At 60.0% G+C, this 24,251-nt stretch carries 20 protein-coding genes and 1 pseudogene; 19 read left to right on the top strand and 2 right to left on the bottom strand.

The features are described 5' to 3' along the window. Positions 1-54 precede the first annotated feature (54 nt). From FGD77_RS00895 to FGD77_RS00885, 3 genes are read left to right on the top strand one after another with little or no spacing between them, the layout of a single operon-like run. Entirely contained in the window at positions 55-1,446 is a 1,392-nt protein-coding gene (locus FGD77_RS00895; RefSeq protein ID WP_108693192.1) for a multicopper oxidase family protein, read from the top strand. Further along, complete coding sequence (locus tag FGD77_RS00890) at positions 1,443-1,928, top strand: cytochrome c (protein ID WP_108693193.1); 486 nt, start codon at positions 1,443-1,445, stop codon at positions 1,926-1,928. The genes FGD77_RS00895 and FGD77_RS00890 overlap by 4 nt, the downstream gene beginning before the upstream one ends. A gap of 2 nt (positions 1,929-1,930) precedes the next feature. Continuing rightward, a complete protein-coding gene (locus FGD77_RS00885) occupies positions 1,931-2,659 on the top strand; it encodes a DsbA family protein (RefSeq protein ID WP_108693194.1) in 729 nt (242 codons plus the stop codon). A gap of 59 nt (positions 2,660-2,718) precedes the next feature. Here the strand turns inward: FGD77_RS00885 and FGD77_RS00880 are convergent, their stop codons facing one another. Next, complete coding sequence (locus tag FGD77_RS00880; protein WP_108693195.1) at positions 2,719-2,925, bottom strand: heavy-metal-associated domain-containing protein; 207 nt, start codon at positions 2,923-2,925, stop codon at positions 2,719-2,721. Between the two features lie 152 nt (positions 2,926-3,077). Between FGD77_RS00880 and FGD77_RS00875 the strand changes: the two genes are divergently transcribed. The 13 genes and pseudogenes from FGD77_RS00875 to FGD77_RS00815 all read left to right on the top strand — a co-directional run bounded on the left by FGD77_RS00875 (position 3,078) and on the right by FGD77_RS00815 (position 21,248). Then, positions 3,078-5,585 (top strand): heavy metal translocating P-type ATPase, encoded by a 2,508-nt coding sequence (locus tag FGD77_RS00875; protein WP_108693196.1) that lies wholly within the window; start codon positions 3,078-3,080, stop codon positions 5,583-5,585. A gap of 10 nt (positions 5,586-5,595) precedes the next feature. Beyond that, positions 5,596-6,012: a Cu(I)-responsive transcriptional regulator gene (cueR, locus tag FGD77_RS00870; RefSeq protein WP_108693197.1), complete on the top strand. Its 417-nt coding sequence runs from the start codon at positions 5,596-5,598 to the stop codon at positions 6,010-6,012. 14 nt (positions 6,013-6,026) lie between these two features. Continuing rightward, on the top strand, positions 6,027-6,443 hold the full coding sequence (locus FGD77_RS00865; protein ID WP_108693198.1) for an ion channel: 417 nt from the start codon (positions 6,027-6,029) through the stop codon (positions 6,441-6,443). Between the two features lie 123 nt (positions 6,444-6,566). Beyond that, positions 6,567-7,439, top strand: coding sequence for a DUF305 domain-containing protein (locus tag FGD77_RS00860; protein ID WP_108693199.1), 873 nt, complete (start codon positions 6,567-6,569; stop codon positions 7,437-7,439). 236 nt (positions 7,440-7,675) lie between these two features. Continuing rightward, positions 7,676-8,269 (top strand): annotated as a pseudogene (locus FGD77_RS00855) (S1C family serine protease); the annotation flags it as partial. Between the two features lie 421 nt (positions 8,270-8,690). Further along, on the top strand, positions 8,691-10,970 hold the full coding sequence (locus FGD77_RS00850; protein ID WP_255005563.1) for a ParB/RepB/Spo0J family partition protein: 2,280 nt from the start codon (positions 8,691-8,693) through the stop codon (positions 10,968-10,970). A 125-nt stretch (positions 10,971-11,095) separates the two neighbouring features. Beyond that, complete coding sequence (locus FGD77_RS00845; RefSeq protein ID WP_108693202.1) at positions 11,096-11,503, top strand: DUF3768 domain-containing protein; 408 nt, start codon at positions 11,096-11,098, stop codon at positions 11,501-11,503. Positions 11,504-11,622: 119 nt separating this feature from the next. After that, complete coding sequence (locus FGD77_RS00840) at positions 11,623-11,940, top strand: hypothetical protein (protein WP_108693203.1); 318 nt, start codon at positions 11,623-11,625, stop codon at positions 11,938-11,940. An 86-nt stretch (positions 11,941-12,026) separates the two neighbouring features. Further along, positions 12,027-12,605, top strand: a complete 579-nt coding sequence (locus FGD77_RS00835; protein ID WP_108693248.1) for a hypothetical protein — start codon at positions 12,027-12,029, stop codon at positions 12,603-12,605. Positions 12,606-12,737: 132 nt separating this feature from the next. Continuing rightward, the gene (locus tag FGD77_RS00830; RefSeq protein ID WP_108693204.1) at positions 12,738-14,402 is read left to right on the top strand and encodes an ATP-binding protein; all 1,665 of its coding nucleotides are present in this window, start codon (positions 12,738-12,740) and stop codon (positions 14,400-14,402) included. Between the two features lie 192 nt (positions 14,403-14,594). Continuing rightward, positions 14,595-18,977 carry a strawberry notch family protein gene (locus tag FGD77_RS00825; protein ID WP_108693205.1) on the top strand — a complete coding sequence of 1,461 codons (4,383 nt, stop codon included), beginning with the start codon at positions 14,595-14,597 and terminating at the stop codon, positions 18,975-18,977. After that, a complete protein-coding gene (locus tag FGD77_RS00820; RefSeq protein ID WP_108693206.1) occupies positions 18,974-20,014 on the top strand; it encodes a toprim domain-containing protein in 1,041 nt (346 codons plus the stop codon). Before FGD77_RS00825 ends, FGD77_RS00820 begins: the two co-directional genes overlap by 4 nt. Before the next feature lie 319 nt (positions 20,015-20,333). After that, positions 20,334-21,248 carry a DUF2493 domain-containing protein gene (locus FGD77_RS00815; RefSeq protein ID WP_108693207.1) on the top strand — a complete coding sequence of 305 codons (915 nt, stop codon included), beginning with the start codon at positions 20,334-20,336 and terminating at the stop codon, positions 21,246-21,248. Here the strand turns inward: FGD77_RS00815 and FGD77_RS00810 are convergent. Then, complete coding sequence (locus tag FGD77_RS00810) at positions 21,245-21,433, bottom strand: hypothetical protein (protein ID WP_255005557.1); 189 nt, start codon at positions 21,431-21,433, stop codon at positions 21,245-21,247. The genes FGD77_RS00815 and FGD77_RS00810 overlap by 4 nt on opposite strands. A gap of 117 nt (positions 21,434-21,550) precedes the next feature. On the opposite strand from FGD77_RS00810, the gene FGD77_RS00805 reads away from it, so the two are divergent. The 3 genes from FGD77_RS00805 to FGD77_RS00795 are packed head-to-tail and all read left to right on the top strand — an operon-like array spanning position 21,551 to position 24,191. Next, entirely contained in the window at positions 21,551-22,066 is a 516-nt protein-coding gene (locus tag FGD77_RS00805) for a DotD/TraH family lipoprotein (RefSeq protein ID WP_165802934.1), read from the top strand. Beyond that, positions 22,063-22,959 (top strand): type IV secretory system conjugative DNA transfer family protein, encoded by an 897-nt coding sequence (locus tag FGD77_RS00800; RefSeq protein ID WP_207768740.1) that lies wholly within the window; start codon positions 22,063-22,065, stop codon positions 22,957-22,959. The genes FGD77_RS00805 and FGD77_RS00800 overlap by 4 nt, the downstream gene beginning before the upstream one ends. Next, positions 22,956-24,191, top strand: a complete 1,236-nt coding sequence (locus FGD77_RS00795; RefSeq protein ID WP_108693210.1) for a type IV pilus twitching motility protein PilT — start codon at positions 22,956-22,958, stop codon at positions 24,189-24,191. The genes FGD77_RS00800 and FGD77_RS00795 overlap by 4 nt, the downstream gene beginning before the upstream one ends. Positions 24,192-24,251: the final 60 nt, after the last annotated feature.

Below are 24,251 nucleotides of genomic sequence, written 5' to 3'. Positions count from 1 at the left end.
CATGCACGGCCGCGACGCGCTTCCGGAACTCCCGACCGAATGACAGGATGCTCCATGCCGACAAGACGAAACTTTCTCCTGACGGGTGTAGCCGCCACTGCGGGTCTTGCTTTGCCGACGTCACTTCATGCAGCGACGCCGCGATTTGCACAGATCAAGGCGCGCAAGGCAAGCATCCAGCTTGCGCCAAGCCCTTATCCTGAAACCGGAATATGGGGATACGGCGGCGCGATGCCCGGCTCTGAATTGCGGCTCGCTCAAGGTGCGCGCCTGCAACGCTCGTTTGTGAACGAGTTGCCGCAGGCCAGTTCCATCCACTGGCACGGCATCCGAATTGACAACGCGATGGACGGCGTAGCGGGGTTGACGCAACCCGCCGTGGAACCGGGGCAGAACTTTGACTATGATTTCGTCGTGCCGGATGCCGGAACCTACTGGTATCACGCGCATAATCGATCCGCCGAGCAGGTGGCGCGCGGTCTGTATGGCGCGTTGATCGTCGAAGAGTCCGAGCCGCCGGATGTGGACCGCGAGCAGGTGCTGATCCTCGACGATTGGCTTCTCGACCCTGAAACTGCTCAAATTGATCCAGATTTCACCTCGCGCCATGATCGAAGCCACGCGGGCCGCCGCGGCAATTTCATCGCCACCAATGGACGCCACGACCTCTCGCTCGACGTGCGCCAAAACGAGCGCTTGCGCCTGCGGCTCATCAATGCGGCCAATGCCCGGATATTCGAGCTGGCACTGGCGGGAATGGAGGGATGGACGATCGCGCTCGACGGGATGCCGCTGGCGCAGCCCAAGCCTTTGGCAGAGACCCTGATCCTCGGCCCCGGTCAGCGGGCGGATCTGATCGTGGACGTGACTGCCGCAGCGAATGAGACCGCCCATCTCGTGCGCATTGAAGATCAAGAAGGCATCTCGCAAGTGGCTTTTCCTGTCATCGGACGGGCCGCCGTCGCCCGCTGCGAAGCCCCTGCCCCACTGCCCCGGAATCCGCGGATGGAAATACCCGGCATCGACAGCGCCGTGACGGCACGGCTGAACATGCAAGGCGGCGCGATGGGCACGCTGGATGCTGCGATCCTGAACGGCGAACGAAAGAGCTTTCGCCAGTTGGTGGAGGCGAACGAATTCTGGGCCTTCAACGGAACGATTGGCATGACCGACACGCCACTTGTCGAGGTATCTCGCGGCGAAACGGTTAAATTGCAGATCTACAACGACACTTCGTTCCCTCATGCGATGCATCTGCACGGATTGCATTTCCGCGAAATCGGCAAGGATGGCGGCCTCGGCCCCTTCCGCGACACGAGCCTGATGTTCGGTGGCGAAACACGCACAATAGCGTTTGTCGCAGACGCCCCCGGCGATTGGCTGTTTCATTGTCACGTGCTCAGCCATGCGGCATCGGGCATGATGACCTGGCTGAAAGTGACATGATGGGAAAAACTGTGATCCTCGGTGGGCTGGTGATCCTCACTTTGGGTGGCACCGCCGGTGTTTGGGCAATTGCGACAGGGCAGACTTTGACGTCCACGCCTGGGCAACCCTTCGATCTCGCCGAGGGGGACCGGCTGTACCAAGATTATTGTGCGGCTTGTCACGGGGCCAATCTCGAAGGGCAGCCCGATTGGCGATCGGCTGGCCCGGAAGGCATTTTCCCCGCGCCGCCGCATAATGAAACGGGCCATACCTGGCACCATTCCAACAGCGTTCTCTTCGACTACACCAAACTGGGCGGGAAGGCAGCTCTTGCCCGTCAGGGAGTGGATTTTACAAGCGGCATGCCCGGATTCGGCGATCAACTCACGAACCCTCAGATTCGAAACATCCTCGCCTTCATCAAATCCACTTGGCCTGACCGACAGCTGGAGGTCCAGGCTGCTCGCAGCGACGCAGAGCGCCAGCAACAAGGAAACTGACCATGCAATTACTTCGACCTACCACGTTTATTCTGGGCATCTTTTTAGCCCCATTTCCCGTCCTCGCTCAGGAGCTGAGCGAGGAGCGCGTCAAGGAGCTGGCACTTGAGGCAATCCGGGAGAACCCGCAGATTGTAATGGAAGCAGTGCAGATTCTCGAACAAGAGCGGTCCGCGGCTCAGGCACAGGCAGGGGCAGACGTTTTGAAGAACCAGCGCCAACTACTGGAACAGGACCCGAATGCGCCGGTGCTGGGCAACCCCAATGGCGATGTCACGGTCGTGGAGTTTTTCGACTACAACTGCCCCTATTGCCGCAAGGCCATGTCCGAAGTGGAAGGATTGATCGAGGCGGACCCGAATGTCCGGCTCGTCTTTCGCGAGTGGCCGATACTGAGCGAGGGATCAATCTTTGCCGCCAAGGCAGCTCTGGCGGCACGTGAACAAGACAAATACGATGACTTGCACTGGGCTCTGATGGAGATGGATGAACCCGCAGGGGAAGCTTCGGTCTTGCGTGTTGCCGAAGAGATCGGCCTCGATATCGCCAGGCTGCGGTCCGACATGGAGGCATCAGATGTGCAGGATCATATCGACGAATCTATGCGGCTGGCACAGGCTTTGGGTTTCAACGGCACGCCATCATTTGTGATCGGCGACAATCTTGTCCCCGGCTTCGTCGAGCAAAATCAGCTGGAGGCACTGGTCGATCAAGCTCGCGACGGCGAATGAGCGAGTGCGAAACTGACAACGCTGGACTGGCGCCCGTAGGTTCGGGCGCCAGTCTGGTTTCAGATCGTCGCGACCGTCTTGACGTCATATCCGGCGTTGCGGATCGCCTCGGTCAGGGCGCGCTCGTTCAGGACACTTTCGACGTCGACCTTGCGCGTGCCGGTATCGCAGGTCACTTTTGCAGTTGGGTCTATCGCCTTGATCGCCTTTTCGATCGTTGCGGTGCAGTGTCCACAGCTCATTTCAGGAACATCAAATCTGGTCATGGGAGTCTCCTTTGCATCGCCTGACAGATGGGGCGTTCCCGCACAGGAAGGTCAAGGGTTGAATGTTATGGCCAAAAGAATTTACCTGACCTATTGACCTTCCAGCAGGCGGAACCCTTATCTCAATGAGGAAGTACTTGCAGGAGTTTCCCATGTCAGTTTCACAATCCGTCCGGCTGTCGGTTCAGAACATGTCCTGCGCGTCCTGTGTCGGGCGCGTCGAGCGCTCGCTGATGGCCGTTCCGGGCGTCAGCGATGTCAGCGTGAACCTCGCCAGCGAGACCGTTCAGGCGCAGGTTGATGCGCCGGAGCGGGTGGCCGAAATCGTGGCCGCGCTGGACACGGCCGGCTATCCCGCGCGCAGCCAGACGGTGCGGCTGAACATAGCGTCGATGACCTGCGCCTCCTGCGTGGGGCGCGTCGACAAGGCGCTGGCGGCGGTGCCGGGTGTTTGGGACGTGAACGTGAACCTCGCATCGGAAACAGCCACCGTGACCTATGCAGAGGGCGCGGTCAGTCTGGACGATTTGCTGCGCGCCGCAAGGGAAGCGGGCTATCCGGCGACCCCGGCGGATGCCGCGGCCCAGGAGGACGCGAGCACGCGCAAGACCGAGGAGGCCCGCGCTCTGGCCCGCAAGACCCTGCTTGCCGCCGTGCTGGCGCTGCCGGTTTTCCTGCTGGAGATGGGCGCGCATGTCGTGCCGGGTGCGCATGATCTGATCGGGCGCACCATCGGGCACGAGGCCAGCTGGATGATCCAGTTCTTGCTGACCACCGTGGTTCTGGCCTGGCCCGGCCGCGCCTTCTATACCAAGGGTTTTCCGGCGCTTTTCAAGGGCGCGCCTGACATGAACAGTCTGGTCGCCGTTGGCACCTCGGCGGCGTATCTCTATTCGCTTGTCGCGCTTTTCGCACCGACTCTGCTGCCCGAAGCCGCGCGTGCAGTCTATTTCGAGGCAGCGGCGGTGATCGTGGTGCTGATCCTTCTGGGCCGCTGGATGGAGGCCCGCGCCAAGGGCCGCACCGGCGCAGCGATCCAGAAGCTGCTGGGGCTTCAGGCCCGCACCGCGCGGGTTCTGGTGGATGGTGAGGCGCAGGATGTTCCGATCGAGCAGATCAGCACGGGGGCTATCCTTCTCGTGCGTCCCGGCGAGCGTATTGCGGTGGATGGCGAGGTGACCCAAGGCAGCGCCCATGTAGATGAAAGCATGATCACCGGCGAGCCTGTGCCCGTCGCCAAGTCCGAGGGCGATCCCGTCACCGGCGGCACCGTCAACGGCACCGGCAGTTTCCAGTTCCGCGCGACCCGCGTCGGGGCTGACACGACGCTGGCGCAGATCATCCGCATGGTCGAAGAGGCGCAAGGCGCGAAACTGCCGATTCAGGGCATGGTCGACCGGATCACGCTGTGGTTCGTGCCCGCCGTTATGGCGCTGGCCGCGCTGACGGTGCTGGTCTGGCTGATCCTCGGCCCATCCCCGGCGCTCTCCTATGCGCTGGTGGCGGGCGTGTCGGTGCTGATCATTGCCTGCCCCTGCGCGATGGGCCTCGCCACGCCGACCTCGATCATGGTCGGCACCGGACGCGCCGCCGAAATGGGCGTGTTGTTCCGCAAGGGCGACGCGCTGCAACAATTGACCGGCGTCGGCGTGGTGGCCGTGGACAAGACCGGCACCGTGACCGAGGGACGCCCGGAACTGACCGATATGGTGCTGGCCGGCGGGTTCGGGCGCGCCGAGGTTCTGGCGCTGGTGGCAGCGGTCGAGGCGCAGTCCGAACATCCCATCGCCGAGGCGATTGTCAGGGCCGCCGAGGCCGAGGGCGCGGCGCGCCACACGGTCGATGGCTTTGAGTCGATCACCGGCTACGGCGTGCGCGCGCAGGTCGCGGGGCGCGACGTTCTGATCGGGGCCGACCGCCTGATGGCGCGCGAAGGGCTGGACCCGGGCCCGCTGACAGATGCCGAGACGGACCTCGCCAACCGGGGCCGCACCGCGCTTTTTGCTGCCATCGACGGACGGGTTGCCGCTGTCATCGCGGTTTCAGACCCGGTCAAACCGTCCAGCGCCGCCGCGATCCGGGCGCTGCACGATCTGGGGCTGAAGGTGGCGATGATCACCGGCGACAAGCGCGAGACGGCCGAGGCCATCGCGCGCGAGACCGGCATCGACCACGTCATTGCGGGCGTTCTTCCCGATGGCAAAGTTGCTGCGCTCGATGAATTGCGCGCAGGTGGCAAGGCGGTCGCCTTCGTAGGGGACGGGATCAACGACGCGCCGGCGCTGGCCCATGCCGATGTCGGTATCGCCATCGGCACCGGTACCGATGTCGCCATCGAATCCGCTGACGTGGTGCTGATGTCGGGCGATCTGCGCGGTGTCGTCAACGCGTTCGAGGTCTCGACCCGCACGATGCGCAACATCCGCCAGAACCTGTTCTGGGCGTTTGGCTATAATGTGGCGCTGATCCCGGTTGCGGCAGGCGTTCTCTATCCTGCGTTCGGCCTGCTGTTGTCGCCGGTTCTGGCGGCCGGTGCGATGGCACTCAGTTCGGTCTTCGTGGTGACCAATGCGCTGCGCTTGCGCCGGGTCCGCCCCGCCATGAAGGAAACCGCAGAGGCCAGCGCCAGCGCCGCTCTTTCCCCTGCAGCCGCCGAATGAGGAGCTTAGAATGAATATCGGAGATGTCGCCACCCGGTCGGGCCTGCCCGCCAAAACGATCCGCTACTACGAGGATATCGGCCTCGTGAAACCCCTGCGAAGCGCCAACGGCTATCGCATGTTCCACGCCAGCGATGTGCACAAGCTGGCGTTCCTTGGCCGCGCCCGCGCGCTTGGCTTCAGCATCGAAGATTGTCGCGGCTTGATCAAGCTATATGAGGATACCGACCGCGAGAGTGCCGAGGTCAAGCAGATCGCTGAGGAGCATCTAAGCCGGATTGACGACAAGATCGCGGAGCTGATCGAAATGCGCGCGACCCTCGCAACCTTGGTCGATGCCTGCGCGGGTGACCACCGCCCCGATTGCCCGATCCTTGCCGATCTGGCGTCGAAGCAGCAAAGTCTGCATCTGAAAGAGACCGGCTAGGGCGCCTGCTGAACATGATCGTAGCGTGGTTACTGGCCGTCGTGCTTTTCGGATTGTGTGGAGTGCTGCATGCGCGTGCAATGGCTTTCGCCATGAACTTTACCGACCGCAACGATATCATAGGCATGCATGGTCTTGTGGTCGCTCTTTATGTTTTGGCGACCGCGCATGTCGCCGAAGCTGGCCTGTATGCCATTGGCTTCATTCTGGGTGAATGGATAGGAATTGGCGGTTTCGAGCAGGAAAATGTCAATTCGGTCATGGATTTCTTCTATTTTTCGGTCGTGAACTACACGTCGCTTGGCCTCGGCGATATTTATCCAACCGGTCATCTTCGATTTCTCGCCGGCATCGAAGCGCTGAACGGGTTTCTTTTGATCAGCTGCTCGGCTTCGACGATCTTCCTCGTCACGACACGGCGCAATCACTGACCGGGGTTGTGAGGCACAAAAATCTCATAAAACTTTGGAACCCTCCAGCGCTGGAAGCTGGTTTCACGTTCACTTTTCGGGCATCAAACCCAACTTCTTAATGCGATAACAAAAGGATTTATCATGTCATACTGGAGATTTGCCGCCATGATCGCGACCTCGACGGTCGTCATGTTCATCCTGATGTATCTCAACACGTTCCTCTGGACCCATATTTTCTGGTCCGAAACCCGCGCCTACATGGCGATCCTGATGGGCGCCACGATGGCGATCATCATGCTAGCGTTCATGCTGTCGATGTATTCGAACAAGGCGATCAACGCCGCGATCTCTGTCGGCGCAATTATTGCCTTTGTCGGTTCGCTCTGGCTGGTGCGCAGCCAGAGCACTGTGGGCGATACCAGCTACATGCGCGCCATGATTCCGCACCATTCCATCGCCATCATGACATCGGGCCGCGCCAATATCCAAGATGCGCGCGTGCGCAAGCTGGCCGACGAGATCATCTTTGCGCAGGACAAAGAAATTGCCGAAATGCGCTATCTCATCAATGAAATCGAGGCATCGGGTAAAATCAGAGAAGAAAGCAGTAATGGCCCAGCGGGGATCGTCTCGCTTCAAGATGCGCTTGCGACCGCAGAAGTATCCATCGTCGATCCAGAATTTGTGACCCAGCAAGAAATCGCACAGCTCTTTCCAGATGGTGCCGCCTGTACCTTCAACTATACCACGCAAAGCCCTGCATCTGTCATCATCGGTCGTGTGGATGGCACGGTGGCGGCATTGGTCAAGCTCAGCGGCGATCTGGTCCGACTTGAGGCCGATGAAGCGGGACGGGTACTGACGGCGGAGGGCATTACGATACGCCTGAGCGCGCCGAATGAGACGGACAGTCTGAATGTCGCCAATGGCGAGCCAACCGAGGCCAACCTCGTCCTAGAACTTGATGCAGGCTTGCGCGCTGGATATCGTGGCTTCTACACCTGCCAACGCTGATCTGCGCCGCCGACCGGCGGTGCAGATGCTCGGGGAACATTCCGGACCCACTAAGCCACGATAGAGGATGTAGACTGACGGTGTTCTTTGACTTCGGGACAATAGGCTAAAATCTGAGACTGCTAATTCTAAGCGAAGTAGAGCGGGAAAGCGGCCGCAGTGTTGGTGACCGGCTATCACAATGGACAGTGACATAAATTAATATGCACAAGCACTGAGTGTGAGGGGAGGTCTCCATCGCGGTCGGCAACCCTTTCGGACTGGGCGGCACAGTGACATCAGGCATCGTTTCCGCCACGTCGCGTAACAGCAACTCGAGCCCCTATGACGACTTCAACCAGACCGATGCGGCAATCAATCGTGGCAATTCCGGCGGCCCGCTGTTCAACGCGGACGGGGAAGTAATCGGGGTCAATACTGCAATCTTCTCAACGGACGGCGGTTCGGTGGGTATTGGCTTTGCCGTTCCTTCCGACATGGTTCAGCGGATTGTCGATGATCTTGCTGATGACGGAACGATCACGCGCGGCTGGTTAGGCGTTCAGATCAAGCCCATGTCTGACGAAGTAGCTTCAGTCCTTGGTTATGATGGCCCCCGTGGCGCAGTGGTGGAAATCGTGTCAGGCGACAGCCCTGCCGAGGCCGCAGGACTCCAGTCGGGCGACATCATTCTGTCCTTCAATGGTGAAGACATATCGGAACTGCGCGATCTGACTCGCGCCGTCGCAGAAACAGCACCAAACGCACAAGTCGCGTTGCAGATCCTGCGCCGTGGCACTGAAAAGACCATCGACCTGAAGATCGGCACGCTTGGTGCGAGCGAAGCCTGATCCATGAGATCGCATTTGCCGAGGGTTTTTGTATCCCTCGGCAGGGGCAATCCGCGTTTGTCGTGACATTGGCACAGCCCCTTTTCTGTGGCCCAAGTGATTTCTCTAAAACCTCACTTTGGGAATTGAAGCCTGCGCCCGGTGCGATGATGAAAACTGAGTAATAGACCCAGAACATCAACGTCAGCCAACTTACTGAGAGAACCACGCGCTCCACCCGAGGCCGCGAATGTTAATTGTTCGACCAACATCGCCACTACGGCCACTGCAGAAAGGGCGGTAGCGAGCAGGAGAGGCGCTGGGGCGGTTAGCGAAATGTCGTTTAGCTCAGAATTCTGCTGACGTAGTGTAATAAGATAACGGTCGGCAGTTTGCCACGAAATGGAGGTTAAAATCCATCCATGCGAAGTAGGCTGTCCAAGTGCAGAACGCACCGACGGCGGGCTTAGATCGATGGTCGGTGTATGTGGCTGGTGCCGCGAAGAGGAAGAGGAAGGCAAGCCCGGGTTGCCGGGCTTTGAAGGGAGAGAGAGGCTCTCCCGGTCCGGCTCCGAAAGGGAGCTTTCCGATGACCAACCCCAAATCCAGATCAGCTATCAAGCCCAAGGCCGCCGTGACCACCGCCCTGCCTGAGGCGGAATCGCAAATGGTCCCGCTGAACAAGCTGGTGCTCAGCCCGAAGAACGTCCGCAAGACATCAGCCACCGAGGCCGAAGATGCCGAACTCTATGCCAGCATCAAGGAGACCGGACTGAAACAGAACCTCATTGTCCACAAGATGGGTGCAAAGTTCCATGTTCATGCCGGCGGGCGGCGTCTCGCAGCACTTAACAAGCTGGCTGAGGACAAGATCATCAAGCCCGACCATCCGGTCTCCTGCTCGGTCGAGGAATCCGATCAGGCGGAAGACACGTCCGCTGCCGAAAACATGGTGCGCGTGGCGATGCATGGAGCCGATCAGTTCGGGGCTTTTGCCGCTCTGCGCAAAAAGGGGCGCACCGAAGATCAGATCGCAAAGCAGTTCGGGATTACAAACGATCTCGTCCGCCGCCGCCTAAAGCTTGCCAGTGTCGCACCGGACCTCATGCAGCTGTTCCGCGACGGTGAGATGTCGCTCGATTGCGTCATGGCGTTCACACTGACCGACGATCATGCGCGTCAGGTTGAGGCTTGGGAAGCGGTCAAGCAACATTACAGTCCGTCGCCGCATTCGATCCGAAACCATCTGACCCAGAAATCCTATTCGGGGTCGTCCAAACTCGCCCTCTTCGTCGGAATCGACGCCTACAAAGAGGCGGGTGGATCGGTCATTGAGGACCTCTTTTCTGAGCGCGACGCTATGCATCTGGAGGATCCAAATCTGCTCGAGAGCCTGGCGCAGGACAAACTTCAGGGGCTGGCGGATGAGGCCGCCAAGATCTGGAAATGGACCGAGGCGCATCTGGAGACCGACTACGATAGCTTTCGCCCCTATGGGCGAGTCTATCCCAAACCGCTCGATCCCGATCCTGACCTCGCGACCGAACTTGCCACATTGCAGGAGCGCCAGGACGCCTTGGAAAGCAATTATGATGAGGCGACGTGGACAGAGGAGCAACAGGCGGAAGAAGACCGGATCTGGAATCGCATCCGCGAAATCGAGACGATCGAAGAGGCCAACGTCGCTTATACCGACGACGACTACAGGATCGCCGGATGTGTCGTGACGATCAGTCACAATGGCGAGCCGCGCCTGGAAACCGGATTGGTGCGACCAGAAGACATTCCCAGACCAGCTGAAACAATTGCGGCGGATGACGGGGATAGCGAAACATCTGACGAAGATGGCTGCATTCCCGCAGGACCAGCGATTGAACTTCCCGCCACGATGCGTCGTCCGGACATGCCAGTCGATGCGACGACCGCAGCCCGCAAGGCACAGGGTATTCCGCAATCACTCGCTGACGATCTGCGGGCCACGCGTCATCAGATCCTGCGGGCGCATTTGGCGGCTGACTACAGCGCAGCCTATGATGCCATGCTCTACACGATGGCACGGGGCGTGTTCGGGCGCAGCGGCATTGGTGCACCACTGGACGTTTCGCTCCGGCCCGCGATGACGACGGGATCGCGCGAGGTCCTCAAGGACACCGTTGCGGCGCGCATGCTTGACGCGCTCAATGACGGTCTCAACCTTGCCTGGATGGAGGCTAAAGCGCCGAAAGATATCGAACAATTGTTGGCGCTTCCGGAACGCGACAAGCAGGCGATCTTTGCCTGGTGTGCGGCCTATGCGCTCAACCAGCAGCTTGCCAACGATACCGGTGCAACCGTTGTGATCGAAGCGATCGGTTCCCGTCTCAACGTGGATGTTGCCGCCTGCTGGCGTCCGACGGCGGATAGCTATTGGGGTCGTGTGAAAAAAGACCACGCGTTTGAGACGGCAAAGGCGCTGATCGACGACCGCTGGGCTGACGACAAGTCGGGTTTGCGCAAGGCGGAGATCGCAAAATCCATGGAGCAGGCGTTCTGCGACACACCGCAAGAGGCCGCCGGTCTGACAGCGGAGACCGCTACGAAGACATCTCGCTGGCTTCCAGACGGAATGGCGTTTGGCGAAGCGGAGACTGATCACGCGACACCGGACTCGGATGAGGACGATGCCAAGGCGACTTCGGCGGGATCAGACGCCCTGCCCGCCTTCATGACCGACGCGGCCTGACCAGTCACCAAACCATCAATACTCTGGATCGCTCCCAGCCCTCTGAAGGGTCGGGGGCGGTCCTGTCCGACTGTCGGGAAACCTCGGGCCGAATGGGTCGGCCGTTCCGGCACAGGAGAAAGACCATGAACCACGAACCTCAAAGCGATGCCCCACATGCCGAAGACGACGTGACCAATCCCGCGACGGCCGCGATCATTGCAAAACAGAACGATGCGTTCCGAACGTCTATCACCGGATCTGTCAAATTGGCCGGTGTTCCGCCCGGTAAGCTCGTCATGACGGCAGGCATCGCTGCCCGGAGCGACGAATTCCGCACAGCTCTCATCGAAGCGCTCGTCGCCTTTGATGCCTTTGATGCCAACAGTGATCCCTACGGGCTGCACGAGATGGGCGTGCTCGTGGTCGAAGCTGAACGGGTCTGGTTCAAATTCGATCTCTATGACGAGAATTTTGAGTACGGCGCGGAGACACCGACCGATCCCGCGCGCACGCGCCGTGTTCTGACGCTTCTGTTCCCGTCCGAATACTGAACCACGCAACTGCCTGGTGATATCTGGGCCGTCCTCATGATCGAGGACGGCCCTTCCCCGCTGACGGGTTTCACAAGGGGCCGGATGGTCCGGTCCCGCCCGTCACGGAGGCCACGAAAATGGCTAAACCCTGCGATTTCAAAGTTACCCTCTATCCCGCACACAAGGACGGCAACTTCGTTGTGACCAAATACGACCTCTTCGGCGGAACCTATCCGACCAAAGAGCTGACGGCGGCCGGGATGGGCGATCTTGTCGATCAGGTCACGCATTTCGCGATGGAACATGGCGAGGGCTGCAACGCGTCGGTCCGCTGTCTGGCACCGCGCAAACCTCCCGGTTTCAGCAAGGCCACCGGAAACCTCTATTTCAACCTCAGGACCAAGGAAGAGCTCGACGCTGAAGAATCACCAAAAGGTGAGAACGCCGCCGCCTGACACGGGCAGGTCAAACGATCCGGCCCAAGGGCCCGCCAAGTATGGCGGGCCTTTTTCGTTTCACACACAACCCTAGGAGCACGATGATGGGCACCCCGATCCATGAAGAGACCTATCGCGATCACACGATCAAGATCGTCCCCGATCCCGATCCGGAAAACCCGCGCGACTACGACAATCTCGGTACAATGTCCTGCTGGCACCGCCGTTACATGCTCGGTGACAAGCATGACCGCGAAGATCCGCGCGACCTGTTGGTCGATCTTTGCGGTCTGGATGGCGACACCGACCTGCCGATGAATGCGCTGATCGAGCGGGCGTCGAGGCGCGCCGTCATCCTGCCGCTCTATCTCTATGATCACAGCGGTATCACCATGAACACGACGGGCTTTCACTGCCTTTGGGATTCCGGCCAGGTCGGCTATATCTATGTGACGCTGGACGATATCCGCAAAGACTACGGCGTCACCCGCGTCTCAAAGAATTTGCGCACCAGGATCGCCGACCATCTGCGCCAGGAGGTCCAGACCTACGACCATTATCTGACCGGCAATTGTTACGGATTCATCGTCGAAAAAGATGACGACGAGGTCGCGTCATGTTGGGGGTTTCTTGGCGACTATGACGGCTATTGCCTGGCTGAGGCCAAATCGTCGGTGAATTGACACGGCCCGTGCGCGTCGCCTGGGGGGCTGCCCGCCACAAAGAGCAAAAGGCGGTTTGGGGAAGGGCAAGCCTTCCCCCTGTTTGAGAGAGAGTTTCCGGGAGGGCGTCACCCCGTTCCAAGGAGCCTCGCCATGAAGAACCCCACATCCTTTCACGCCTGCGTCGCCGACGACGCCATTTCCAAAGTATCGCGCCTGTTCAACGCCACCCTCGACGATATCTTTGCCGAGCTCTTTCAGAATGCCCGACGGGCCGGTGCGACACAGATCTCCGTCAGCCAGATCGACTATCCTGACCTCGGCCCTGTCATCTGCCTGATCGACAACGGACCGGGCCTCAGCGATCCCAGAGACCTCTTCACTCTGGGGCAAAGCGCATGGGAGAATGACGTGCAGTCGATTGAAGACGCTGCCGGTATGGGGTTCTTCTCGCTGGCAGGTCGCCGCGTGCGGATCATCGCCCAGAAACACGGCACGTGCCGGTCCTGGATGATAGACGCGGAGCCCGAGAGCTTCGGTGGAGAGGTTCCGATCACGTGTAGCGAGGGACCGCCGAACCATGATGGCACGACGATCCTGATCGCCATCAAACCCAACGAGAGTTTTGTCCCGGCCGCCAACCACGCCGCGCGGTATCTGCCGATAGATGTGATGATCGATGGCGTCATCGCCTCGCGCAAGGATTTTCTGGCAGATGCCGAGTATATTGAGGAATGGAACGGCATCCGCATTGGCATCTACGAAAGCAGCACGGTCGGGTTCCGCAACAGCGAAATCATCAACTTCCATGGCGTAACATTGCATGCGCGATTGCCAAGCCTGTCCCAGGAATTCCACCGGACCTATTACGCGCGGCTGGATGTCACCCATTGCGCAAGTCTCAAACTGGTTCTCCCGGCGCGAAAAGAGATCGTCGAAAACGCCTTCATGGACGATTTGCGCAACCATATCAGTCTGCTCTTCTATCAGCTGATCAAGGAGGCTGGGGCACATTCGCTTTCCTATGACAATTTCAGGCGCGCAGCCGCGCTTGGCATCGACCTGCTGCCAGCCGCGATGATGTTGCGTGAATTCAAACCCAGCCATGCCGATCGTGATCAGACCAGTCTGGGTGCGGTCAAGACGATCACGGCCGACGATGTGATTTACGACAGTGAGGGCGGTGCGATTGAAGAACAGAACCTCGCCTATGCGCTCTCCGCGCAGCGTGTTGAAACTCGCCTCTATGATCCCAAGCCCGCATTCACGGGCTATGAGTGGTATGAACAGCTGACCCGACTTTCGGTCAAGGAATACCGCGTTATCGGTGACACAGACACTTTCTGTGTCGCGCCGGGCAAACGCCTCACCATGACCGAGCGGCCCGATCAGTTGGAAATCCAGTGCATCTTGGCGGACGCGACCTATTCCGAGGCGTGGACCCTGGCGACCGATTGGCTGATCTTTGGCGAGGACGATTGGGGGCTCGATGACGTCGATATCGCGGTTACAAAATCTTCAAAGGCGACGAGCGCCGATCTGGTCGACTTTCTGGAACACGCGCTGTTCTGCCCATCTGACGATGCCGAGGCCGGGTCCTATGATCAACAAGAGCGCTGGTTCCGCGACGAGGCCGAGGACCTTGCGATCAACATGTTGGAAACGAGCCTTGACGCAGAAATCAATGCGATCACCCGCGTCATAGATCGTGAGCTCTATTGGCTGCGCCGCCAGGATCAGATCATCACTGTCGAAATCGGCAAAGGCCGGATTGATGTCAGCGGTCTGAATCCCCAACCAGTCGCGGCGACCGAATAGGGCTGGAGGCGGGGTAGCCGTCTGCTATCTCGCCATAAGGGCTGGAGAGCGACCCGCACGGGTTGCTCCCCCGCAATCCGGCGCAATGCTGCCGGTAAGAGCAAGGGGAGGGTTTTGGGAAGGGCAAGCCCTCCCCGGTGTGAGAGAGAGATCGTCGGGAAGGGTCGAAACCCTTCAACCCGGAGCTTTCCCATGACTGATATCCCTGCTGAAATCACACCGTCGCGTGCCGCTTCCCTCCTTCAGGCGGCCAATCATCTTCTTCCGCATTTTGAACAGGGCAAGGCCCTCGATCAGGCCTGCGTCCGCGACGCCATGGAGATCGCCTTCGGTGGCACTGATACATCGGGTGCCTGGGTCTGGAAGGATGGATATGAGGCAGGCGAATGTGCGCAGATCCTGTTGCTGCTCAAATATGGCGCGCTGATGCGCCGCCAATGCGCCGCGCCCGCAAAGTTCTTGGGCGTAGTCGAAAAGGTTGCTGGCCTCGCATTGTCACACACCCGCCGCAGCGAGAGGTCGCAAAAGTTGCAGCAATTTTCGACGCCACTGCCCCTGGCTGCGATTGTCGCCGAGGCCGCGCAGATCCGGGAAGACGATGTGGTACTGGAACCCTCAGCCGGTACCGGCCTCCTGGCCATCTACGCACAATTGGCGGGCGCCGAACTTCACCTTAACGAAATCGATGAGACCCGCGCTGATCTGTTGAGCAGGCTTTTCCCGGATGCAGCCATAAGTCATCACGATGCCGGTTCTATAGATGATCGGCTTGAAGGGGGTATTACGCCCAATATCATCGTCATGAACCCGCCCTTCTCGGCCGCGCCCGGTGTCGAAGGCCGCTACAAACCCGCCATGGGCCAACATGTCCTCTCCTCATTGGACCGGTTGCAACCGGATGGTCGGTTGGTCGTTGTGTCCGGCGCAAACTTTTCACCGGCAAACACCGCGTTCCGATCCGCCTTCAAACGCATCAGTGAGAGCGCGTCGATCCGGTTCTCCGCGCCGATCGCAGGCCGCGTCTATGCCCGCCACGGCACAACCACCGAAACCCGGCTCACGGTCATCGACAAGCGTGGCGGACTGACGCAAGATCAGAACGCCGCCTACCACGAACAGGCCGAAAGTTCGCAGGCGCTGCTGGCTCTGGTGCAGGCCCATTGCCCGTCACGATTGGTGAATGATCGAGAGAACCAACCAACAGATCGGACAACGGCCCCTACCTCTTCCTCATCCGCGCGCTCGTCCTCAATCCAATCCTTGCGGGACAAAGCCCGCAGCCAGATACGTGCCAATGAGGCGGAAAAGGCCCGGCATCCGTTTGATCAGATGGAGGCGAGCGAGATCGCCTATCTGCCAAAGGTCTGGGCCGAGAAATCAACCCGGCTCACCGAAGCGCTCTATGAAGGCTATGAGGTCCAGTCGATCACGATCGAGAACGCCCAACCGCATCCAACCGCCCTTGTGCAATCGGCGGCCATGGCCTCGGTCGCCCCGCCCACGCCCTCTTACCGGCCTAAAATCCACGCATCCCTGATCACGGATGGCGCGCTGTCCGATGCGCAGCTTGAGAGCATCATCTATGCGGGCGAAGCCCATGAGCAACATCTTTCCAGCTGGTTTCGCCATGACGCCGAAGACCAGGGTCTCGTCGCCTGCGAGGCGGAATCTGAAAACGGATTTCAGCTGCGCAAAGGCTGGTTTCTGGGCGACGGCACGGGATGCGGCAAGGGTCGTCAGGTCGCAGGCATTATTCTCGACAACTGGCTACGCGGTCGAAAACGTGCGGTCTGGATCTCCAAATCCGATAAGCTCATTGAGGATGCAATACGCGACTGGACGGCCATCGGTGGGCGGGCAACTGACATCGTGCCCCTGTCGCGATTCAAGCAAGGTTCCGAGATCAGGTTTGAGCAAGGCATCCTCTTTGCCACCTATGCGACGCTGCGCACGGCCGAGCGTCAACAGGGCGACATCCTCAAAGCCTCGCGGCTCGATCAGGTCACGGCCTGGCTTGGAAAAGACTTCGACGGTGTGATCGCGTTCGATGAGGCCCATGCCATGGCCAACGCCGCCGGTGAGAAGGGCAAGGAGGGCGGGCGGGGCGACAGGAAGGCGTCGCAACAGGGTCTGGCCGGCCTCAAACTGCAGAACCTCGTGCCCGATGCGCGCGTGCTTTACGTCTCGGCGACTGGCGCGACCATTGTGGGCAATCTTGCCTACGCCTCTCGCCTCGGTCTCTGGGCAACCGGAGATTCACCCTTTGCCACGCGCGAACAGTTTATCGCGGATATGGAGGCGGGCGGGATCGCGGCGATGGAGATTATTTCGCGCGACCTGAAAGCCCTCGGTCTCTATCTGGCGCGCTCCCTGTCCTATGAGGGCGTCGAATATGAAATGCTGGTGCATGAACTGACACCGGCACAGCGCGATATCTATGACAGCTACGCCGAGGCGTTCCAGGTGATCCATACCAATCTGGAAGCGGCGCTCGAGGCAGTCGGCGTCACGGCAGACGGCAGCACGCTCAACGTTCAGGCGAAAGCTGCGGCGCGCTCTGCCTTTGAGAGCAACAAGCAGCGTTTCTTCAACCATCTGATTACCGCGATGAAATGCCCGAGCGTGATAAAATCCATTGAGAGCGATCTTCAGAACGGCGCGTCGGCGGTTGTGCAAATCGTCTCGACGAGTGAGGCGTTGATGGAACGTCGGCTGGCGCAGATCCCGGCCTCTGAATGGCATGATCTGCATGTCGACATCACACCGCGCGAATATGTAGTCGACTATCTGATGCATTCTTTTCCGACCCAGCTGTTTGAACCCTACACGGATGAGGATGGCAATCTCAAATCCCGGCCGGCGCTTGATGGTGACGGGAACCCGATCGAATGCCGCGAGGCTGCGCGCAAACGCGATGCCATGGTCGAACGGCTCGGAGCTTTGGCACCGGTGCAAGGCGCGCTGGATCAGATCTTCTGGCATTTCGGCAAGGATCAGGTCGCCGAGGTCACAGGACGTTCCCGGCGCATCGTCCGCACGCGGGATCAACGGTTGAAGGTCGAGAACCGGCCGGGGTCGTCCAACATCGGTGAGGCCCAGGCCTTCATGGATGATGCCAAGCGCATCCTGATTTTCTCGGACGCGGGCGGCACGGGGCGGTCCTACCATGCTGATCTCGGCGTGAAGAACCAGCGGCTGCGGGTGCATTACCTCTTGGAACCCGGCTGGCGGGCAGACAACGCGATCCAGGGTCTGGGGCGTACCAATCGGACCAATCAGGCGCAGCCGCCGCTGTTCCGTCCCTGTGCCACCAACGTCAAAGGCGAAAAGCGATTCCTGTCGACGATTGCACGGCGGCTGGACACGCTCGGGGCGATCACCAAGGGGCAGCGCGAGACTGGCGGGCAGAACATGTTCCGCGCCGAGGACAATCTCGAAAGTGCCTATGCCCGCAAGGCGCTGCGCAATTTCTTCTGGGATCTGACCAAAGGCCGGATCAGCGCCTGCTCGCAGACCCGGTTCGAGGAGATGACGGGACTTTCGCTGATGGACGGCGATGGCACGTTGAAAGAGCAACTGCCGCCGATCCAACAATTCCTCAACCGCTGTTTGGCCCTGACCATCGACATGCAGGATGCGATCTTTGAGTGTTTCGGTGGCTTGCTCGAAGCCATCATTGATGATGCGAGCGCGGCGGGCACCTATGAAGTCGGCCTTGAGACACTGCGCGCCGAGAAATTCGAGATCATCGACCGCAAGGTGATCTTTGAGCACGCGGCCACGGGTGCGACCGCGACGGCCCTGACCGTTGAGCGTACAGACCGCAACCATCCGCTCTCCCTCGAGAAGGTCAAGGAGTTCTGCATGGGATCGTCGAGCGCGCGGCTGATGCTCAATCGAAAATCCGAACGCGCGGCTGTGCTTGTACCGACCTCCAGCCTGATGACCGAAGAGGGCGAACCGATCGCCCGGGTCGAGTTGCGCCGCCCTATGGCGACCGACCGGATGCTGGAGCTCGAACTGCCAGCCTCCCATTGGGAGGAGGTCAACGACTTCGAGTTCGAACGGGCGTGGTCGAAAGAAGTCGACGCCGTGCCGGAAACGTCCATCTCGAAACTTACTCTGATCTCGGGCCTGTTGCTGCCAATCTGGGACCGATTGCCCACCGACAACATGCGCATCTATCGCCTGCAAACCGAGGACGGTGAACGCGCCATCGGACGTATGGTGACGCAGGACCAGATGGCCAATGTCTATGCCGCCCTTGGGTTGGATTGTTCGGTCGAGCTCACCGCCGCTGAAATCTTCGATGCCGTCCTCAAACGTGGCCAAAGCCTGCCGCTCTCCGGCGGTCTCACTCTGCGCCGGTCGCGGGTGATGAGCGCGTATCGGTTGGAACTCACTGGTTACAATGGTGCCGCGTTGGAAAGCTACAAGGCGATGGGATGCTTCACCGAGATCATCTCCTGGGCGACGCGGCTGTTCGTCCCGACAGATGATACCAATGTCGTCGACCAGATCATGACGCGACACAAGATCACGGCGGCCGGAACCGGAGAAAGAAGTGCGGCATGACCAGGTTTGCAAAGCTGGATCCGGGTGCGATTGCAAGCGGTCTCGCCCGAGACACGGAAGCGTTCTGCCGGTACTGGTTTCCGAATGGGCGCAAGGTCGGCAATTTCTGGCAGATGGCGGACGTCACCGGCGCCAGGGGACGCAGCCTTGCGGTACGGCTTAAAGCCCATGGTGGACGGCAAGCCGGAAAATGGGTGGATCATGCGACGGGGGAATATGGCGACCTGCTCGATCTCTTGCAACATCAGCTTGAGCCGGTGGCCTACCCAGACCTGTTGCGGCAGGCCACTGACTATCTCGGCGAGGCACCCGTGATGCCAAATGACGGGCCGAGCCGTGACGAACCGGCAGCGGTTTCAAATCGTCAGGCGGCAGGACGCCGATTGTTTTCTTATGGCGGGCCAATCAATAACACCTTGGCCGAGGCCTATCTGCGCGGTCGCGGTATCGCCCGGTTCGGACCGGCGCTCGCGTTTCATCGGGGCGTCTATCTCAGAGCCGAGGACGGCACACGTCTGGAAATCCCGGCGCTCCTCGCCGCAATCACGGACAACGCGGGCAGGGTCACCGGATGTTCGCGCGTCTTTCTCAACTTCGAGACGGGTAGTCTGGCCGACATCGAGGCTCCGAAACGTGTGCTGGGCCGCCTGCATGGCAACGGGGTCCGGTTCGGCAAATGGGCCAACTGCACCGACCTTCTCGTCGGCGAAGGGTTAGAGAACACCCTGTCCGTCGGCACGGCGCTACCAAGCGCGGCTTTGGTCTCCTGCCTGACAGCAAACCATCTCGCCGCATTCAACTATCCATCTTCGATCCAGCGCCTCTGGATCGCGCGCGACAATGACAAGACCGGCGCGCGCGCCGCATTCCGCCTTGCAGATCGCGCCGATGCGGACGGGATCGAACCGGTTGTCCTGACTCCGGAGCGAAACGACTTCAATCTGGACTTAGCCGAGTGCGGCGTCACGGAACTGCGTCGTCGGCTGGTGGCCCTCATCGACGCACAAGCCTCCGAGCATGATCTCTGGCCCTCATAAGGGGTGCCGGAAGGCAGGGAGGGACAGGGCGTGGCCCTTCAGGCCGCGGCGTTGACGTCCTGTTCCGTTTGGATGTCCGGGTCGATGGACCGGCAGGTCGGGCGCAAAGGCGCCCTCATCCCAGCCGCAACGGGCAGACCCCGTAAATTTCCCCTGGGCGCGGGGCGCGCCCATTCCTCGCGGGACAAATTTTCGCGCCCTGCCCGTCCTGCGCGGTGCTACGGCCCTGCGGGTGCAGCCGGGCTGCTGACGGTCCTGTTATCGCCCCATCCAAATCGGATCAGGACGAAACCCAAAGCCAACAAAAGGACCCAAGCCCATGACCCTCGCATCTTCCACCTTCACCCCCGCCTCAAGCGCCACAGCCAGCGTCCTCGACGATCTCGCCCTTTACGGCGCGACCCCCCCCGCAGACGAACATGATCACCGCCCCCTGCCCGAAGAGGACCAGACCGAGGCCGCCATCACCGCCATGGTCGAGGCAAGCCACATGCTTCTCGCCGACACACAGCTCGAAGAGGATCTGCAAGAGATGCTCTGGTCGCTCACCAACATCTTTCATCGCCGCCTGACGCGCCTTGAGCGCCAGCTCGATGAGAATGAATGCGAACAACGCGACCTGGTGAGATGTCAGGACGGATCAGAGGTCAAAAGCCTGGAATTGGAGCGCAAGCTCGACCGTGGACAAAAACTTGTCGAGCACCGGGACGCCTATGAGGCGATGCGGGACGCCTCAGCCGCCCATTTCCACACGGAGACCGGTTCGATCTGGATGCCAAGATCAGGATCGCGGGTATCGCACAAGAACCTTACAGCCTCGGTGGTCGACAGCCGCAACTTCCTCTCCGCAGAGCGCCGCAAGAAAAACGAAATCCACTGCCCCGAGGGCACCCGCATCGCCTTCACCGGCGGCGACTATCAGGATTACGACGCGATCTGGACGATCCTCGACGGCTCGAGAGAGAAATATCCGGATATGATCCTGCTGCATGGCGGCACACCGAGCGGAGCAGAACGTATCGCGAGCCTCTGGGCAGAGAACCGCGGCGTCACCCAGGTGGTCTTCCGGCCCGACTGGAAATCCCACAACAAAGCGGCCCCCTTCAAGCGCAACGATCAACTCCTGAAGACCATGCCGAAAGGCATCATCGCCTGCCCCGGCTCCGGCATTCACGAGAACCTCGTCGACAAAGCCCGCAAGCTGGGCATTCCGGTCAAAAGGATCGGGGGCTAAGGCTCCCTGCCCTCTGGCGCGTGTTCAGCGAGGATGCGCGCCAGACAATCGATTTCGTTCATGACATCGACAATGTCCCGGTCTGCTGAAGACTGAAGGTATCGTCGCAGCGCAAAGCTGGTGTCGGGTTTTGCGGCAAGAGCGGCAAGTTTTCGCGCAATGTGCTCAAACGGGTCGGTCTGCATCATGCTCACCTATGAAGTTGCTGCCTTACGTGCTTTTATATCAATATATATAACGATATAAAAGCAACAGGGTTTGGATCAACTCACCGATAAACGGGACGAACGATGGGGACGTGGATGCGACTGGCCCAGAACATATTCTTGAACTTCCTGCTTCTGAGCGCCACCGCCTGCACGGTTGCCAGAGAGCCTGAAAGTACCAGCCTGTCCGCCCTGATAGAGGCGGAAACCTCGGTCGTGGATCGGGAGATTGCCAATGCGGGGCTCTACAATGGGGTGCTGGAACCATACGCGACAGGCACCGCGACTCTCAAGAACCCGGACTACGTGACGGACGAACGCCTGATGACCGTCGTGCATTCTGCCTTCACCGGCCCCATCGAAGACTTCGTTTCCAGAATGGCGCTCGAGACCGGATATCGGGTCACCGCCCAAGGCGAAAAACCCGGCGCGCCGATCCTGATCACCTTAGTGCAACGCAACCTGCCCGCAATGGGCGCGCTGAGCGAGGCGCTCTTTCAAGCCAAGAACCGGGTGGAACTGGTCGTCGATCAGCGCACAAAGACCATGACGATCATCTACAGCAGGCCGGAACGCAGCCCCGTGCCCCATATCGAGGACACGGAAACATGATGCGTCACTGTTTTAAACCGCTGGTGCCGCTTTTGGCTGTCTTTGTCCTGGCCGGGTGCGAAAGTCTCAAGCCGCTGGGTTCCGAACTTCAGGAGCCAGATCCGATCTTCATCGGCGGTCCGGACCAATACCGCTCGAACCGACCTCCGGCCGACTTCGCCGAGTTCAGTGCGCGCACGCGGCGCGGGAATTATGAGACCTCGGTCGACGAGGAGCGCTACGATCTCTTGCGCGAAGCAGCCGTCTCCTATTCGGCGCAGGCCGGCTACCAGCACCGGGTCTGGGAAGTCATGCGCCAGCTTGAACGCGACAGCCCAAAGCTATCCCGAACCTTTGACTTCAACAGGATTTCCTACAGCGCCCCGAGAGAGACGGGATACATTCTTCCCCCCGTCGTGAGCCGCGCCACGGCTGCCATCAATGTCGATGAGAGCGGACAGTCCGCTGTGGCAGCCGATGAATTCTACCGCCTCGAGATCCCCGGCCGCATCGTCACGATCGTGCCGACCTGGCGGGACTACCTTGTCATCCCACTCGAAGAGGCGAGCGATCCCGACGATGACTTCCTGCCGCAAGATAAGGAGGAAAAGCAAGTCTTCGACCGCTTCGCCGCCGAGGGCTGGCAGGCGGGCGTCGAGCAAGCTGACGAAGCGCTTGCACTCAACTTTGTACGTCTGAAACGCGACTATCTTGGCATGATCGAGTATCGGCGCATGGTTCAGGCCGGGTTGGTCAGGGAACTGGTGATCCAGTCCAGCGAGCGTCGATCCGCTGGCGACGGCGACGAACTTTTCATCGGTGAGCGCCGGGTCAAGATTGTCAGCTCCGCCCGTTTCGTGCGCGATCCCAGCCAGTGGAAGCCGTTACAGAGGCGCTATGCGGTGACGAAATGATTGATCTGGATAGGATCAATCTCGAGCCTGATGATCCGAACGCAGCTGAGGTCACGATCCTGAAGGATGAGCCAAATCGGTTCGACAGTGATCTGTCGGCATTTGATCATTTTTTGGTCGGGGCAGCGATGAAGGGAGCGTCCGACATAAATATCAGCGCGGACCTGAGGATGCGAGTTCAACTGCACGGCGACCAGAAGCTTGCAACGAAGCGTCGTCTGCTGATCACGGAAGTCCAGGCGATGCTGGCGCATCTGTGGTCAGCCAATGACGCGATGTCTCTTGTGGGCGCCGGGCGACCATTGGATTTTTCCTATGAAAAGAAGATTGATCGCAAACGCAGTCAGAGGTTTCGGGTGAATGCGACAGGTGAGCAAAGATTCGGCACCAACGGGGTACAGATCACGCTGCGCGCCCTGCCCGACACAACACCGACCCTGGATGACGTCGGGCTCGAAGAAGAGCTGCGCGACCGGTTGGAGCCAGCGAGCGGGATCATCGTCGTGGCCGGCGCGACGGGTCACGGCAAGTCGACGACCATGGCCGCGATGACACGGTGTCATCTGGAGAACCGGCAACGTTCTCGCAAGATCATCGATCTGCAGGCCCCGATCGAATACACGTTCCGCGACATCAACACCGACGCGGCCGATGTTGCGTCCTTTATCAGCCAGTCGGAAATTGGTGTTGGCCGGAATATCCCCACTTTCGCGGAAGGTGTCCGCGCCGCGATGCGGCGTGCGCCTGCCGTGATCAATGTCGGTGAGAGCCGGGACCGTGAAAGCATGGAGGCCTGTATCGAAGCCTGTCTCACCGGTCATCTGGTGAACACGACGACACATGCGGGATCGATCGCCGAGGCGCTCCGGCGCATGGCTTTTTTGTTCCCGTCGGAGGAGCAGGAGGCACGCTCCTTCGATCTGATGACCTCGCTCAATCTCATCATCTGGCAAAGGCTGGTTAAAACTGCAGACGGCAAAGGACGCGTCGCGCTGCGCGAGTATCTGGTCTTTGATCAGAACGTGCGGGACCGGTTTTTGAGCGTTCCTCCCCTGGCGTGGGTGAACGTCGTGAAGGGGATATTTTCGGACAGCCGTTCCAATCCGAACCTGGTCGCCAGGACGATGACGCAGTCCGCCGAGCAGTTGGTGCAGCGCAAGATCGTCAAGGCGGCGGATGTCTCTGGGATTATTCAGGCCGGGATCGGGTTTCTGGGTCAGATCAAGCTCTAGTCATTGTTCCAGTATCACGCATATCGTTAAATATTACGTTACATATCATTTCAAAAAGCT

Source organism: Roseovarius sp. M141 (assembly GCF_024355225.1).
Lineage (GTDB): Bacteria > Pseudomonadota > Alphaproteobacteria > Rhodobacterales > Rhodobacteraceae > Roseovarius.
Note: the sequence above shows the minus strand (reverse complement) of the source record. Positions and strands in the feature narration are given on the sequence as shown.